This window comes from Bacillus cereus ATCC 14579 (assembly GCF_000007825.1).
Taxonomy (GTDB): domain Bacteria; phylum Bacillota; class Bacilli; order Bacillales; family Bacillaceae_G; genus Bacillus_A; species Bacillus_A cereus.
Genome location: NC_004722.1, coordinates 659,438 through 675,181, shown reverse-complemented (window position 1 = coordinate 675,181; position 15,744 = coordinate 659,438). Strand labels below are relative to the sequence as shown.

Here is a 15,744-nt window from a genome sequence, read left to right as displayed (position 1 = left end):
TAGAATTTTCTGAATAGTATAATATTATTTAAGTTTACTATTACAGTAATTCTATCTTTCCTACTATTATCGTAAAAGAGGTGTTTATATGTTTATAGTTACTAAACTCATTCACATTAAGTACGAATATGAAAATGAGCTACTTTATGGGCTTAAACAATATTATCCTTCCCCTGGAACGAACGGTTGTATTAACATAGAGTTTTCACATGTTCATCGTACAAATGATAAGGCAGAATATATGATTCGTCTGTTATGGAAAACACAACAAGATTACCATACATGGCTTTCTCAAAGAGAAGGCCATGTAACTTTGAAGCACAAAATACAAGGCTATATACTTTCTTCCAAATCAAATGCTACCTATGTGCATTAACCCTTCTCTTTTTATTCCTTACGAGGGGCAAAATGATAAAGTGAAACTTTAATCCTCACCAATTGTGCTTCCCACAAATAGCGGGATAAAGAGCCCTCTTACTTTTCATACTGTAAGAGGGCTTCTCTTATGCATACACTTTCTTCTCTTGACAATACAAACGAATAACATGTTTATTTTGTTGAAATACATCATGCGTCAGACGAATAATAATAAAGTTTCTTTTTGTTTGATCATCATGAACAAAAATCTGTTCTCCCTCCTGAAAACGCCATGCACTTTCAAAAGTCGTAATATGATCCCCACTTACAGAAAAAAGTTCATATCGCATCTCTTGTACCCTCTCTTAACTTACATAATCATAATATCCTCATATTAAATTTATTATAACTTAATTCCTATAAAATTAGTAATTATTTCTATTTCGAAAGATTTTAACTTTGTATTTAAATATTTTTAGCGCTATAATGATAAACGAATTTTCATTGAAAGGAGTTTTACTTTGACTGCATATTTATTTCCAGTAAAAACAGCATTTATTTTATTCCCCTTTTTAGCAATGTTTCTTTTAATCCCTTTTTTAATATTTAATTATCGAAAATACGGTTATTTAAATAAATGGCGCTCATTTATTTTATACTCATTATTACTTTACTTATTAAATGCCTATTTTCTTGTTATTTTGCCGTTACCACAAACGTTTGATACTTGTAGCCTACAACCAGCTAATACACAACACATGCAACTCTCACCATTTTATTTCATACAAGAGATTAGTAGTCATACATCGGCAGTTTTAACGAAACCAGCTACTTATTTCTACTTATTAAAAGAGTCTGCGTTTTTACAAGTTGCATTTAATGTTCTATTAACTGTTCCATTCGGTATTTACTTACGTTATTATTTCCGACGTAGTTTCTTACAAACAATTTGCATTTCCTTTTTCCTTTCACTATTTTTCGAGCTAACACAAGTGACTGGATTATACGGTATATACAATTGTGCATACCGATTATTTGATATCGATGATTTGTTTTTAAATACATTAGGTGGCGTAATTGGTTTTATCATTGCACCAATATTTACGTACTTCCTTCCGAAGACAAACGAGTTAGATAGTCATATTGATTTGGAAACGAAACCAGTCGGATTCATTCGTCGCCTTATCGCGATGCAAATTGATTGGATTTTCTTATCTATCGTCGTACCTGTCGTTAAAAACAAAGGAAATTCTTTCTTCGTTTCTAATATGCAATCTTACACGAATATGTATGAACTCATTTTCATTACGTGTTCAATCCTTATTTATTTTATTCTTATTCCATACTTTACAAATGGAAAAACAATTGGGAAAGCATTGCTTCGCATTCATCTGAAAGGAAAAGCAGATCGTATTACATTAAAAGAACTATTTATTCGCTACGGTATATTTTATTTTGCGTTAGGCGGAATCAATTATATTCTTTCTAGTAGCTCTATGTTAAATCATACAGAACCTTTAGTATTACTCATTACATTGTTATTCCTATTTATCATTAACGGCCTATTCATTATTCATGTTTTACTGCATGTATTTAGCCGTGATAAACTACTATTTTATGAACATATTAGTCATACAAGAAATGCAATTACACTAAAAAAAGCTGACAAATAATTATTTGTCAGCTTTTTTATATACATAATGTGAAAATTTAATCAGTGGGGGTCTTACTGCCCGGCAAATAGCGGGATAAATAACTTTTCTGCATAAGGATTAAAAAACATTCCAAGTTCATCTAGAGACTTCCTCGCCTGTAAAAACGAATGAAACTCTGGATATATATCTTGTAATTGCTCATACGATAATGTATGCATTTTCCCCCAATGCGGACGCCCTTCATACTTCAGAAAAATTTTTTCCACTTCACCAAAGTAAGCAGCATATTTCATACCTTTATACATATGAACAGCGATATACGCTGAATCTCTTCCATAGGCTGGACTAAGCCATATATCATCACCTTTCACATAGCGGCATTCGATCGGGAAGTGCACCTTATACTTTTTCTTTTCAATAAGATTTGAGATTTCTTCTACAACCGTCCTCATATACTTTGAAGGAATGCTATACTCCATTTCATAAAATGGTACCGTACGTGATGTAGCAAATACTTCATAGCTCGGGCCAATTATTTTTGTGTTTGGTACAGCTTTAGCTGATAATCGACTCACTCCTTTACTTATAGAAGGAAACCATTTACACCCTTTAGATAGTAAAGAGAACATCCTATTTTCAAGTAACTCCACCTTTAATTTATGCCATTTCAAATCACTGCCTGTATTCGTTGTTTCGTTCGTAAGTTTTACTTGTACTTCATCAGAATAAGGAAAAACGAAAAATTCAAAATGACGATGCTTCTTATATTCTTCTAGTTTGTTCATTACAGTGGATAATGACTGTTTTTCACTTTCATAAACGAGTGAATACGCTGGAATAACCTTTAATTTTATCTTTACAATGATACCTAACATTCCAAGTGACAACTGAAACGCTCTCCAATATTCTACGTTCTCAGTTTCCGAACAAACTATACTCTCACCATTAGATAAAACTGCCGTAATCTCTATAACTTGTGTTGATAAACTCCCAAAGGTAATACCCGTTCCATGAGTCCCCGTACTAATCGCTCCTGCAATAGATTGTGAATCAATATCCCCTAAATTTTCTTGCGCATAGCCTTTTTCCTCAAGTAACTTCCCTAAATCATATAACTTTGTTCCTGCCCATACTTCAGCAACCATCTTCTCTGCATCAATATTCACAATACCCTTCAATTCATCTAAAGAAACTAAAACTTCTTCCGTTTGCACAAGGGGGGTAAACGAGTGTCCTGAACCGACAACACGAATTTTCTTTCCCTTTTTTCGCGCAAGCCCCACAACTTCTACTACATCTTGTATACTTTCTGGATACATCGTATAATGCGGCGTTCCTTCTACATTCCCTGTCCAATTTCTCCACTTTTTCCCCTTTATAGAAAGCATTGGCCATCCCCCCGATATGTTGAATACTTCCCAACAATCTCTCCTTTTTTAACACGATACAAAAAAGGAAAGCGCTCACATAATTCACCAGCCTTACTATGACGAAACAAAATGGACTCTCCTATATCCACTCGTTCCTCGCCGCTATAAAAAATTGGCGTTTGTACCTCGCCAGCACCTTCTAAAGCTAATAGTTTTGCACCCTTCGGTCTCCAAACTTCAGGCTCTTTATCTTTTCCAACTGCTCCTGAAGCAATATATCCACCACCTAGGCAAGTGTAAATAAACTGGACTGGTTTACGCACAACTGGTAAAGCAAATCCGACCGCTGGATGAAATTTCACCTCTTTATAATAATCAAACAGCTTCGGAGAATAAAAAGCAGAACCTATTGTAATCTCTGAAACTGAATTATCTTTCTCAGTTGTTTTTATGCTTCCTGTTCCGCCTCCATTTACAAACCTTAGCTCAATACCAAGTTTTTGTATTGCTTTTACAATATGTTCTCTTCTTTCTTTCACTTCTAGCACTGATTTCTGCTTTAAATACGAAATCACTTTACTTTTCAGCCATTGATTCGGTATATGGTCTCCCACCCCAGCAATTTGAGCTTCATAACCCATCACACCATCTAACATTAAATATGATGACCTTCTCACCTTTTCTACTACTTTCAACGCATCCTGCACATTTTTTACTGGGGATCTTTGTACACCAAAATGAAATTGAAAGAAACGACTACTCATATCAATATCCAAACAAACACGAAAACATCCTTTAGATTTCTCAGCAATTTTTTCTAAATACACAATATGCTCTTCACAATCCACCATACAAGTTATAATGAAACCTTTCTTTGTTAGCAAACTAATTTCACACAAAGCTCTTTCATCATAAGCAGGATATCCGAGCAATAAATCATTAAATCCTTGTTCTATTAAAAATAAAACCTCTCTAGGTGAAAAGCACATAATACCTTGAAATCGATCATTTGCAGCTAAAATCTTTTGCATAATCGGAACAGAACGTAACGATTTACTCGCTATACGAATCTTCTTATTTCCACTTAACTCTATAATCGATTGAATATTTCTATCTAAAGCCACTTCATCCAAAAATGCACACGGTAATGGAACTTCTTTAAAAATTCCTCGATCCACATTTTTCTCTCCTCTTTTCAATATGTCTTATACATATTGGAAAGAAAGTATGATTTTCCTGTTTGCAAATAAAAAAAGTTTCTTCTTTACGAAGAAACTTTTTGAAACTACTTCATAGAAATAGTCGCCTCTACTGGATAATGATCAGAGTAATCATTATACGTATATTTTTGGAACCATGATGTAACAGTCCATTGTGGAGATTTCGGCTGTAACACCTTATTCTCTATATACGATGGGTTCGCATGGTCTTTGCTTGCAATAATATAATCTAAATATTCGGCAGGACTATCAGGGAAATTATATTTTGCAATACTGTTTGTCGTTGCATCCCAAGTCGCTGTATGTCCAGTATAAGATGGTACAGAAGCGTTCAATGTTTTAAACATAGATGCATACTCTGAATCATTATTGTTCTCTGCATTTATCTTATTTACGTTCATATCACCACCAATTAACACATACTCATTATTTGGTATATTTTTATTTTTAATAAAATCTTGAATTTCTTTTAATTGGTTCGTACGTACAGATGCTGGTGAAGTTTTTCCGCACATACTATCTTCAGCCTGCAAATGCGTCCCAATCACGTGAACGAAACGATCATTTTTCTTAATTTTCGTGTATACAAATCCTTTATTCGATAAATTATCTGGCCCGCATCCTTTTGCAAATACATATTGAATCTTTTCAGCGATTGGCCATTTGCTCACAATCGCAACGCCACCATCTTCAGGAGTTGAAGATGAATAGTTTCCTAACGTTTTATCCCATTCACTTCCACTACTACGACCTAATACTGCTGTTTGATTTGGATATTCTTTCTTCAAATTCCCTAATAAACGATCTGAAGCGCTATTATCAAACACTTCATTTAATATAACTACATCTTGATTCTTTATATAATCTGCCGCCCCGATTAAATCAGCACGCTCAGTTTGTCCCCAGTTCGGATATAAGTTTGTTGATAGCATATATACATTATGCGTCATCACTTTTAATGTATCATTTTGATTTGTAGACACTTCTGCTTGAGCTGACGTTCCGCTATATAAAGCTCCTAAACCAACACCTAAGCTAAGTACACCTTTTAGCAATTTACCTTTCACGTTTCATACCTCCATGTATTGTATAGTGATAAAAAGGCCAAATACTCTATTCTGAGATTTGACCTTTTTTAAATACTTAACGATTTCCGTACGTATCAAACCAAAGCTGAATATATCCAGCAGTAACACGTTGTGCATCCATTAAACGCTTACCTGTCATTGGTGTAACTTCAGCGCGCCATTTATCTGCATATTCTTGTGATACAGCAGCTCTCACGAACCAATCTTTCGTATTATCATTTACAATGCCAGCGTAATCTTGTTTCGCAACTACTGCCGCTCCATGAATCCAATCTTCTGGATTCGTACCTTTCCAGTTCCAATATCCATTTCCATCCGTTACTTTATAATTATCTTTTATCGTATCTACAAAGTTTTCATATTTAGAATGGAATCCTTGTGGATACGATAGATTCGTAAAGTTTGCCGCATGCATCGGTTGGTTTACATCCCCTAAATAATGAAGAGATAATCCTAAATAGAAGAACGCTTGTTTCATATCTTTATTTTTATAAGACTCACCAGCTAATTTAAAATATTTAGCTCCTGTTTCCTTTGCTTGCTTTGCATACGGAATATAAGTTTTCCCATTGTCAGGGTCATAGAAATGTGAAGCAAATGTGCTATTATCATAATAAGGATTTTCATAGTCAGCAGCATAAATACCGTTCTCTAACTCAGTACGCCATTCATTTAATAGTGCAACTCGATCTTGTTTTACAAGTGTTGTATTACGAGACATAATATCAATTGCACGGTTTACAATCCATAAATGAGAATTCACGCCTTCTTTATGTTTATCTTCAGCAGACCAGCGCGGAATAACTCCAAATCTCTGTCCCCCATCATTTTCATGAGCAAATGCAACACTTTGTAATGGAGCAACTAATGTAATAGCTGCCGCTAAAGCAAGTACTTTTTTTTTCATATAAAATCCTCCATTTTATAATTGAATTATTGTAAACATTTTGTTAGGATCCTATGATGTCGTCCGGTTAACCTATGACTAGAATATCCCACCTTTCATGAAATTTCTATCAATAAATTAAAATATGCAAATGTTCATATCATTATAACTTTATACACAGTGAATATAATGAATGAATACACTTTCATTTTAATAAACTATTATTAAGGCTTGTCTAAACTAATGTAAAAAAAAAGTAAAGCATCTGAATGCTTTACTCTTTTTTTCTATTCGATAATATACTTGGCAATTGTACATTAACTGCTAACTTATGAATAAATCCAAACACTAGTCCAATCCCAATAAATATGTATAAAATTGTAAATATCTTTCCGAAATCAGTTTGCGGACTAAAATTCCCATCACCGACAGTCGTCAACGTGACCACACTAAAATATAAAGCGTCAATAGGACGTAATCCTTCAACTGTACTATAAAAAATCGTACCCGATATTAAAGTCAAAATTGTTAATACAAATAATACTTGAAATTCTTTATCTTTCCACGCTCGTAAACAGGCTCTTAACATTCGCTTTAAAGTTAACAAAAATGAAAGCATTAGATTCTCCCTTCCAAACAAAAATACATTGAGTCAAAGGAAAGTCTATCACCTTTCAGTATAGAAAAAAAGTAGCCCTCTTCTATTTCTAGAAAAGGGCTACTCTATTCGATTCTATCTTATTTAGGTGAAACAAGAATTTTCACTTGTGTTTTATCTTTTACAAGTGCTTCAAATCCTTCTTCAACAACTTGATCCACTGTAATTTTTTTCGTAATTAATTTCTCTGCTTGAATTTGACCGGAGCTAATCAATTTAATAACAGCTGGGAAGATGTGACGGTATCCTAAAATACCAATAACTTCTTTTTCTTTTAATACTAAGTTATTTGGAGTAATTGTTGCGTCTTTTTCCCATACACTAACAATTACAGTTTGTCCTTCGAAGCTTGTACTTTCAATCGCTTGGCGTAGTACAACTTCAACACCTGTTACTTCAAAGCTAACATTTACACCTAAACCATTTGTTAAGTTACGAATTTCAGCTAACACATCTTGAGTTGCTGGATTTAATACATAATCCGCACCTGCTAATTTCGCTAACTCTTGACGTTCTTTAGAAAGTTCAACTGCAATAACAGGAGTTGCTCCTGCTGCTTTAGCTGCTTGGATAACAAGAAGTCCAATTGGACCGCAACCAAATACCGCTACAGCTTCCCCTTCTTTTAATTTACTTTGACGTACTGCATGAACTGCTACTGCTGCTGGTTCTACAAGCGCACCTTGTTCATACGTCATTTCATCTGGAATGTGATGAACCATATCTTCTGGTACTACTGTATATTCAGAGAAACCGCCGCCTTCTCCGCCAAGACCGTGGAAAACAAGTTGTTCACAAACATTGTAATGTCCATGTTTACAAGCTTCACATTTACCACAAGAATAAATTGGCTCTACAACAACGCGGTCTCCCACTTTATGAGATGTAACTCCTTCACCAATCTCTATTACCTCACCACTAAACTCATGACCTAAAATAACAGGTGCTTTCACATGTGTTAATGGATGTTCTTCTGTTGGAATAAAAATAGGCCCTGCTAAATATTCATGCAAGTCTGTCCCACAAATACCACACCATTTAACTTTGATTTTCACTGTTCCTGGTTTTACTGTTGGTTCTGGTACTTCTTCTACTCGTACATCACGTTGATTATGCCAAAGTAGTGCTTTCATTTTATACATCCCTCTCTATGTATATACTTAACCTGGTGAAGTTTACAATTCTATTATAATACTTCTATCCATATATTTCAAAAAAACAATCACATCCCCACTAATTTTTTACAAATAACGTTCAATATTTTGTCACTTTGTACTTTTTTCCACATCTGTTAATTCAATTTCATTGCAGGTGAAATTAGCATTGTGCCATAATAGCATAGGAGAGGTGAATATCGCTTGAAATATTTTATTTACTTTATCGTTATCGTGGCATTTTTAGATACATTTTCACAATTACCTATTATGAGTACTTTCGCTCAAAGCCTTGGAGGAACTCCTCTTATTATCGGGCTAGTTGTCGGTATGTACTCATTCGCTAATATGATCGGTAATATTATTGCTGGAGCCGCTGTCGATAAATTTGGTGCAAAAAAAATCCTTTATATAAGCATGGGAATTACGAGTTTCATAGTCTTGTTATACACCGTTGTTCAAAGTGGTGAACAACTATTAGTTGTGCGCTTTATGCATGGATTTAGTGATGGCTTTTTAATTCCTGCTGCCTTTACATTTTTATCAAAACAAACAAATGCAAAAAGACAAGGAAAAGCAATGGCTCTATCTGGTGCTGCTGTTGGAACAGCCGCAATCGTAGGACCTGCTTTCAGCGGTATTATGAAAGCAACAGCTGGCGTAGAGTGGGTCTTCATTACTATTTCTATTTTAATGGCTCTTGGTACGATCGTATCTCTATTCTTCTTACCAAATAACGTATCAAGAAAAGATACATCAAGAACGCAAATGATGAACAAAGAAGATATGGTTGAACTTTTAAAATCAGAACCGTTATTACAAGCATATATTGGTGCTTTCACATTAATGTTTTCACAAGGAATTGTCACTTATATGTTACCAGTAAAAGTTGAGGCATTAGCGCTTAAAGCATCTACAACAGGCATGATGTTAAGTGTATTTGGTATAACTGCTATCCTCTTCTTCTTGCTTCCAACAAATCGTATTTATGATCGATTTAATCGTTCGAAACTAATGCTAATCGGAATTGCAGTTATGGCATTCGCATTATCTTTACTCGGATTATTTGCTACAAAAGGTATGCTCTTTATCGTAATGATGATTTATGGAATTGGATTCGCAATCCTCTTTCCGTCTATTAACGCTTTACTTGTTGAAAATACTACAGACGATAATCGCGGAAAGGCATTCGGATTATTTTATGCCTTCTTCTCATTAGGAGTTGTTGCTGGCTCCTTTACAGTCGGCGCAATCGGAGCATCACCTAGCGTCAGCTTCATTATCGGGACAGCATTTTTATTAACATTTGCTGGGATGATTTATGTAAGAAGCAAAGTAAAAAAGACAATGATGGGATAATCCATCGTTGTCTTTTTTTTAATGCATATTGATATAACTCGTAATATAATGGAAGCGTTGGAATAATGCCAATTAATTTAAATATAAAAGGTAACCGCTCATCTCCTTCTTCATATAAACGAAAAACAAAAACTGCAGTTAAAGTCCAACTGAGGCTAAACAAGAAGATACATTTCCAAACAATCGAGGTTAATATTTGTATATCAAATACAAAACCAAAGAGCCCTATCGAATAGAACTCTTTTTGCCCAATATATTACTTTTGTGTATAACCAAATAACAATGTAAATAAATTGAGCCGTAAAGGCAATAATACATCTCTTCTTTTAAACAGAAAGTTTATAAATACTGACGATACTTCGACAATTTCCTCGGAAATATTTCCTTTCCCCACATAATTTGATACAGTACACATGAATAAACACTTGTATTACATAAAGTGAAACTTTAATCAATGGGGGTTTTGTTCCTCCCCACTGATTATTAGTTGAACCAATCGGGCTTTTACGGGTAGTTGATCTCCCAACTAACTTCTTTATTTCCACTGAATTTTGAGGTGGGGATCTTACTGACCGTTAATGCGGGATAAACTAAAATAATAACTTACTGTACAAATTAAAAAGCACACTCTTCATATGAAGAATGTGCTTTTATGTTATTAACGTTTAATCCAAACAGCGCCTGCCGATTTATCTTCTGCCTGTCCAACAACTTGGAATTTAAGTCCAAGGTTTGGAACTTTTCTTCCTGCGTCTGCAATTTGCTTGTTACTATATACTTTTGAATCATCAAAAGTTGTAACACCTTGTAATCCAGAATAGTTAAACTGACCACGTGTTAATGAATTTACACTCCATGCTGGTGTTTTATCAAATGAAAATGCTGCATCTGCAATTTGCATGCCTGTATTACCGTATGCTGGTTTTCCGTTTAAATTACCAACTAGCGCTTCTGGATGAGAATCTACAACACCAAGGAATCCTTCACCTGGATGCACCCCAACCCAGTTATCTTTGAAACTATCATCTGCATACCAAACGACAAGACCTGTATTATACACTGGACCTTTTCCTGCTTTTAAACCATTATCTGATCCCGCATAATTTCTCCACTCTAAGTAGTAATAATGAGCTTTCTTCTCTGTCCCATCAGAAACAACAAAACCATTTAAATTCATTTTAGACTGTCCTTCTGCATCATCAGAAAATACAACTTGTCCATCAACAGTTACATTTACATTGTCCATCGCAAAACCTTTATATGTTACAGCCGGATCTGTAATATAGTCGAATTGTAGTTTCACTTTTTTGCCTTTAAATTGACTTAAATCATATGATTTATCAATCCATTTCCCATCTGTTGTATCTTTATCTCCTTGGACTACTTTTTCCCCAAGTCTATCAATTAATGTTTTCGTTCCATCTTCTGTTACTGCATGTACTTCGACGAAATCGCACTCTGCTTCTAACTCATAATTTGCTTTATAATCGAATTTTGCATTTGTTCCCTTTGTTAAATCAAAGAATGGTGTCTCTAACGTTGTATGCATATCATCGCCTCTTGTACTATAATATGCATGCTTTCCAAACTCCGGTTTAATCGTTTCAACACTTTTACCTGGTAAGTTAACACGTACAACGCCTGGACGATTTGATTTCGTAACACTTTGATCAATATAGGTAGGAACTCCCACACCACTCTTAATTTTATCGTAATCTACTTCTAATATTTTTGCCCAGTTGCCACCCATATTCTTTTGTAAGAAGTCTTTATTTTGTGGTGAAAAACTAGTCGGCTCTGTTCCTGCGATTTTCCCTGTCCAACTACCTCCACTCATTAATGACCAAGCTTCGACTGGTGAACCATTTCCAGTATATTTCGTGTCATATTCATCTGGTAATCCAAGATCATGTCCAAATTCATGTGCAAACACACCTACAGCTCCATCTTCTGGTTCAATTGTGTAATCATGTGCTGCTACTTTACCACCAAAGTAATCTACCTTTGATTTCGTACCTTCAATCGCTACTGGATCTACTGCTAATTTTGAACGATGTGACCAGATCGCATCATCACCTAATTTACCGCCACCAGCTTCTTGACCAACACCAGCATGGATTACCATTAAATGATCAATTACACCGTCAGGTTCATTTTGATTCCCGTCCCCGTTTGTATCATATCTATCAAATTGATCAAACTGAGATAAATCTAGTCCTTTCTCAGCAGCTGCATACAAAGCTTCTTTCACTAAATCACGTGCACCCTTTGGACCTTTATTATCGTGACCACTGCTACCATCAGCTCCATAATCAGATGCTTTTCCTGGAACAGTTAGCCACTCCGTTACATATCCATCTGTCGTATAACTACCACCAGACTGCTCTTCATAGTATTGTTTAAACGTTTTTACTTTTGAACCATCAAATAAAGTATACGGCTCATTACCGAACAACATCTTTTGATAATGTTCTCTACTAAAGTCTTTCGAATACATATAACCTGGTGTTTGATCAATATTATTATGTTTATAATCACTAAATTCAACGAGTAACACTAATACTTTATCCGATCGAACAGATCCCTTATATGGAGCTTGCTTTGCTTTTGAAGTTGGAACTTGCCCATTCAATTGCTTTTTATTTGGTTCTGGCTTTTGCTCAAGGCTAACATTTTTTTCAGCCTTTTTTACATTTTCCTTTTCTTCCATCTTTTTCTCTTTTACTTTTTTTGTGAAATCAGATGTTTCTTGTGAGTGAGCATCTGGAAGAATTTCTTTATTCGCCTGATCTCCTTGTTTCTTTTCAATATATTGCTCAACAGCTTTTTTCGTCTCTTCTTTAGAAGATGCTGGATTAATTGTTCCTCTTTCTTTCAGAGCTTCCGCTAAACGATCTTCTTGAATTAAATTGTAATCAATTGGTGTTGTAGATACACTATCTTTCTCTTTTGCTACCGTTTCTGCATATGCTAACGGAGCACTCATTACAGATGTACATCCGATAATTGCCGCAATTGCTAATGATGACAACACTTTAAATGGTGCTTTTCTTCTCATTCCATTTCTCCCCTTTATAAAACTTAAAATTCAGATAAATCGGTGCATTTTTGTCCAAATCTCTGTTTACTACCCTCCCTATATAAAAAGACATAATTCTATAAACATTAAGCTTTTTGTTATAGAATCATGCCCTCCAGTTTTCTGGTCAGACCCTCTATCTTTTTATCTCTTGGTTCAATTAATAATCAGTGGGGGAATGAACAAAGCCCCCACTGATTAAAGTTTCACTTTATGTCGAAATATTAAAAATAAAGAGTTATGTGATATATATTAAATATCTTATATAACAAATTTAAAAGACAATATGCAAAATTGCATGAAAATTCTTTTAAATAAAAAAGAATCCTAGTCAATTAAACTAGGATTCTTGCTTTTCTATTATTTCTCTTGTGTTTTTTCCCAATCAGCTAAGAATTTCTCAATTCCTTGATCTGTTAATGGGTGCTTCACTAATGAAGCAATTACGTTTGCTGGGATTGTTGCAATATGTGCACCGTTTAATGCTGCGTCAGTTACGTGAACGCTGTGACGTACAGATGCTGCGATGATTTCTGTTTCGATACCATGAATTGCAAAGATTTCTGCGATTTGACGAATTAAATCCATACCGTTATGACCGATATCATCTAAACGACCTAAGAATGGTGAAACGTACGTTGCACCAGCACGAGCAGCAAGTAATGCTTGAACTGCTGAGAATACTAATGTAACGTTTGTACGAATTCCTAAATCAGAGAACGCTTTTACTGCTTTTAAACCTTCTGTTGTCATTGGAACTTTTACAACAACGTTTGGAGCAATCTTCGCTAATTCTTTTCCTTCTTCAATCATTTTATCAGCTTCTAAGCTAATTACTTCTGCACTTACAGGTCCTTCTACAACGTTGCAAATTTCACGAATGCGCTCGTGGAAATCTACGCCTTCTTTTGCTACAAGTGATGGATTTGTCGTTACTCCAGCTAATACGCCTAATTCATTTGCCTCTTTAATTTCGTTAATGTTTGCTGTATCAATAAAGAATTTCATTTGTTGTTCTTCCTTCCTAATTTTCATTTTATATTTATTTATTTTTCTTAATAAGCTCTAATTCAATCGGAATAGATTTGTCCACTTTTTTACCTTGTGTTATCTCTTTTGCTGTTTGCATCGCCTTCTCTCCGATTAATTCTGGTTTTTGAGCGACTGTTGCAGCCATACGCCCATCGTTAACCGCTTTCACAGCATCTTCTGTTGCATCAAATCCAACAACTACTACATCTGTTTTTCCAGCAGACTTCAATGCTTCAAGTGCACCTAATGCCATCTCGTCGTTATGAGCAAACACGGCTTTAATATCGCTATTTGCTTGCAAAATGTTTTCCATAACAGATAATCCTTTCGCTCTATCAAAATCAGCCGCTTGTTTGGCAACTACTTTTAAAGACTTATCGGCTACGTTATGGAATCCTTTCCCACGTTCACGAGCAGCAGACGATCCAGGGATTCCTTCTAACTCAGCAACGTTTGCTCCTTCGCCGACTAATTCACGAATGTAATCACTAGCCATTTGACCACCTTCGATATTATTAGATGCAATGTGAGAAACAACCTTACCTGAATTCGCAACGCGGTCTACTGTAATAACAGGAACATTTGCTGCGTTTGCTGCACTTACTGCTGAAGCAACAGCATCTGAATCGGTCGGATTAATAACAACTACATCGACACCTTTTGAATTAAATCTTCAACATCGTTCGTTTGCTTTGCTGCATCATTTTGCGCATCAACAGCAATCAATTCGATGCCACTATCTTTCGCTTTCTTTTCTGCCCCCTTTTTCAAAGTTACAAAGAAGGGATTATTTAAAGTTGAAACAGAGAATCCAACTTTAATAGTTTTATTTCGACCTTTATCGCTAGAATCCTTTGCCCATTCTGGCGGTTCCATTGAACAACCAGCAGTAATGACCATAATACATGCAACGAGTATAAGTAACCATTTCTTCATGAACTGTCCCTCCATTACGCTTCTTTTCTACGATCAATTAATACAGCTAATAAGATTACAAGTCCTTTTACAACTTGTTGGAAGAAAGAAGATACACCTAATAAATTTAAACCGTTATTTAGTACACCGATAATAAGTACACCGATGAATGTACCAACAATCCATCCTCTTCCCCCAGAAAGACTTGTTCCACCTAATACAACTGCTGCAATTGCATCTAATTCATAAGAAGTACCTGCAGTCGGCTGTGCAGAATCTAATCGTGACGTTAAGACAATACCTGCAAGCGCTGCCAAAATTCCGGAAAGACCGTAAATCATTACTTTAATTCTCGTAACATTAATACCTGATAGTGCTGCTGCTTCTTCATTTCCACCAATTGCAAATGTACGGCGACCAAATGTCGTTTTCTTCAAAATGAAGTACAGTACTGCGAAAGCGATCATCATTGTAACAGCTGGTACCGGAATACCAAGAAAATAACCGCGGCCAAACATTTGGAACATTAAATGATCACCAAGACCAGTGATCGGACGTCCGTCCATATAAACAAGCGTCAACCCACGAAAAATAGTCATTGTTGCTAAAGTTGCAATAAATGGAGCTACTTTTCCTTTCGCAATGATGATACCGTTTACAATTCCCATTACAAGACCTGCTAATAGTCCAACTGCCATTGCAAGGAACGGATCCATGCCACTTGCCATCATTCCAGCAACAAGTGCACTTGATAATGCTAAAATAGAACCTACCGATAAGTCAATACCCCCTGTTAAAATTACGAAGGTCATTCCAAATGCAATAAGCGCATTAATCGATACTTGACGCAGTATATTAAATAAATTTGGAATTTCAATGAACGCTGGATTTAAAGCTGTAATTACGACGATAATTAATACTAAACCGATTAAAGAACCGAGTTGTTGTAATACATTCCCCTTCTTAGCCAT

Annotated in this window: 13 protein-coding genes and 2 pseudogenes; 3 read left to right on the top strand and 12 right to left on the bottom strand. The window is 35.3% G+C overall.

What is annotated here, in order from left to right; all coding sequences use genetic code 11:
• The first annotated feature begins 88 nt into the window (after positions 1–88).
• Positions 89–376: a hypothetical protein gene (locus tag BC_RS03395; protein WP_000471238.1), complete on the top strand. Its 288-nt coding sequence runs from the start codon at positions 89–91 to the stop codon at positions 374–376.
• A gap of 127 nt (positions 377–503) precedes the next feature.
• Here BC_RS03395 and BC_RS03390 read toward each other — a convergent pair whose 3' ends face one another.
• A complete protein-coding gene (locus tag BC_RS03390) occupies positions 504–707 on the bottom strand; it encodes a hypothetical protein (RefSeq protein ID WP_001268332.1) in 204 nt (67 codons plus the stop codon).
• Between the two features lie 171 nt (positions 708–878).
• Here BC_RS03390 and BC_RS03385 point away from each other — a divergent pair, with 171 nt between their 5' ends.
• Positions 879–2,030, top strand: a complete 1,152-nt coding sequence (locus BC_RS03385) for a VanZ family protein (RefSeq protein WP_000128021.1) — start codon at positions 879–881, stop codon at positions 2,028–2,030.
• A 53-nt stretch (positions 2,031–2,083) separates the two neighbouring features.
• Here the strand turns inward: BC_RS03385 and BC_RS03380 are convergent, their stop codons facing one another.
• The 6 genes from BC_RS03380 to bdhA all read right to left on the bottom strand — a co-directional run bounded on the left by BC_RS03380 (position 2,084) and on the right by bdhA (position 8,367).
• Entirely contained in the window at positions 2,084–3,400 is a 1,317-nt protein-coding gene (locus tag BC_RS03380; protein WP_000948912.1) for a D-arabinono-1,4-lactone oxidase, read from the bottom strand.
• Positions 3,388–4,560, bottom strand: a complete 1,173-nt coding sequence (locus BC_RS03375; protein WP_000373755.1) for an amino acid deaminase/aldolase — start codon at positions 4,558–4,560, stop codon at positions 3,388–3,390. Before BC_RS03375 ends, BC_RS03380 begins: the two co-directional genes overlap by 13 nt.
• Before the next feature lie 107 nt (positions 4,561–4,667).
• Positions 4,668–5,669: a sphingomyelinase C gene (sph, locus tag BC_RS03370; RefSeq protein WP_000676803.1), complete on the bottom strand. Its 1,002-nt coding sequence runs from the start codon at positions 5,667–5,669 to the stop codon at positions 4,668–4,670.
• 76 nt (positions 5,670–5,745) lie between these two features.
• Positions 5,746–6,597, bottom strand: coding sequence for a phospholipase CerA (cerA, locus tag BC_RS03365; protein WP_000730997.1), 852 nt, complete (start codon positions 6,595–6,597; stop codon positions 5,746–5,748).
• Positions 6,598–6,850: 253 nt separating this feature from the next.
• The gene (locus BC_RS03360) at positions 6,851–7,195 is read right to left on the bottom strand and encodes a potassium channel family protein (protein WP_000948210.1); all 345 of its coding nucleotides are present in this window, start codon (positions 7,193–7,195) and stop codon (positions 6,851–6,853) included.
• Between the two features lie 119 nt (positions 7,196–7,314).
• Positions 7,315–8,367 carry a (R,R)-butanediol dehydrogenase gene (bdhA, locus tag BC_RS03355; RefSeq protein ID WP_000645827.1) on the bottom strand — a complete coding sequence of 351 codons (1,053 nt, stop codon included), beginning with the start codon at positions 8,365–8,367 and terminating at the stop codon, positions 7,315–7,317.
• A gap of 225 nt (positions 8,368–8,592) precedes the next feature.
• Here bdhA and BC_RS03350 point away from each other — a divergent pair, with 225 nt between their 5' ends.
• Complete coding sequence (locus tag BC_RS03350) at positions 8,593–9,747, top strand: MFS transporter (RefSeq protein ID WP_000873272.1); 1,155 nt, start codon at positions 8,593–8,595, stop codon at positions 9,745–9,747.
• On the opposite strand, the pseudogene BC_RS03345 reads toward BC_RS03350, so the two are convergent.
• The 5 genes and pseudogenes from BC_RS03345 to BC_RS03325 all read right to left on the bottom strand — a co-directional run.
• A pseudogene (locus tag BC_RS03345) lies at positions 9,668–9,976 on the bottom strand (hypothetical protein); the annotation flags it as partial. The gene BC_RS03350 and the pseudogene BC_RS03345 overlap by 80 nt on opposite strands.
• Before the next feature lie 429 nt (positions 9,977–10,405).
• On the bottom strand, positions 10,406–12,805 hold the full coding sequence (gene inhA2, locus BC_RS03340; RefSeq protein WP_001252988.1) for a M6 family metalloprotease immune inhibitor InhA2: 2,400 nt from the start codon (positions 12,803–12,805) through the stop codon (positions 10,406–10,408).
• Positions 12,806–13,186: 381 nt separating this feature from the next.
• Positions 13,187–13,834, bottom strand: a complete 648-nt coding sequence (fsa, locus tag BC_RS03335; protein WP_000667670.1) for a fructose-6-phosphate aldolase — start codon at positions 13,832–13,834, stop codon at positions 13,187–13,189.
• Between the two features lie 34 nt (positions 13,835–13,868).
• Positions 13,869–14,794: pseudogene (gene rbsB, locus BC_RS03330) on the bottom strand (ribose ABC transporter substrate-binding protein RbsB).
• 14 nt (positions 14,795–14,808) lie between these two features.
• Positions 14,809–15,744, bottom strand: coding sequence for an ABC transporter permease subunit (locus tag BC_RS03325; protein ID WP_001074641.1), 936 nt, complete (start codon positions 15,742–15,744; stop codon positions 14,809–14,811).

Bases quoted from the DNA above. Each gene is read 5' to 3' on its own strand.
- bdhA (WP_000645827.1), bottom strand. From the start codon at position 8,367: ATGAAAGCACTACTTTGGCATAATCAACGTGATGTACGAGTAGAAGAA.
- BC_RS03390 (WP_001268332.1), bottom strand. From the start codon at position 707: ATGCGATATGAACTTTTTTCTGTAAGTGGGGATCATATTACGACTTTT.
- inhA2 (WP_001252988.1), bottom strand. From the start codon at position 12,805: ATGAGAAGAAAAGCACCATTTAAAGTGTTGTCATCATTAGCAATTGCG.
- fsa (WP_000667670.1), bottom strand. From the start codon at position 13,834: ATGAAATTCTTTATTGATACAGCAAACATTAACGAAATTAAAGAGGCA.
- BC_RS03325 (WP_001074641.1), bottom strand. From the start codon at position 15,744: ATGGCTAAGAAGGGGAATGTATTACAACAACTCGGTTCTTTAATCGGT.
- BC_RS03360 (WP_000948210.1), bottom strand. From the start codon at position 7,195: ATGCTTTCATTTTTGTTAACTTTAAAGCGAATGTTAAGAGCCTGTTTA.
- BC_RS03380 (WP_000948912.1), bottom strand. From the start codon at position 3,400: ATGCTTTCTATAAAGGGGAAAAAGTGGAGAAATTGGACAGGGAATGTA.
- BC_RS03395 (WP_000471238.1), top strand. From the start codon at position 89: ATGTTTATAGTTACTAAACTCATTCACATTAAGTACGAATATGAAAAT.
- cerA (WP_000730997.1), bottom strand. From the start codon at position 6,597: ATGAAAAAAAAAGTACTTGCTTTAGCGGCAGCTATTACATTAGTTGCT.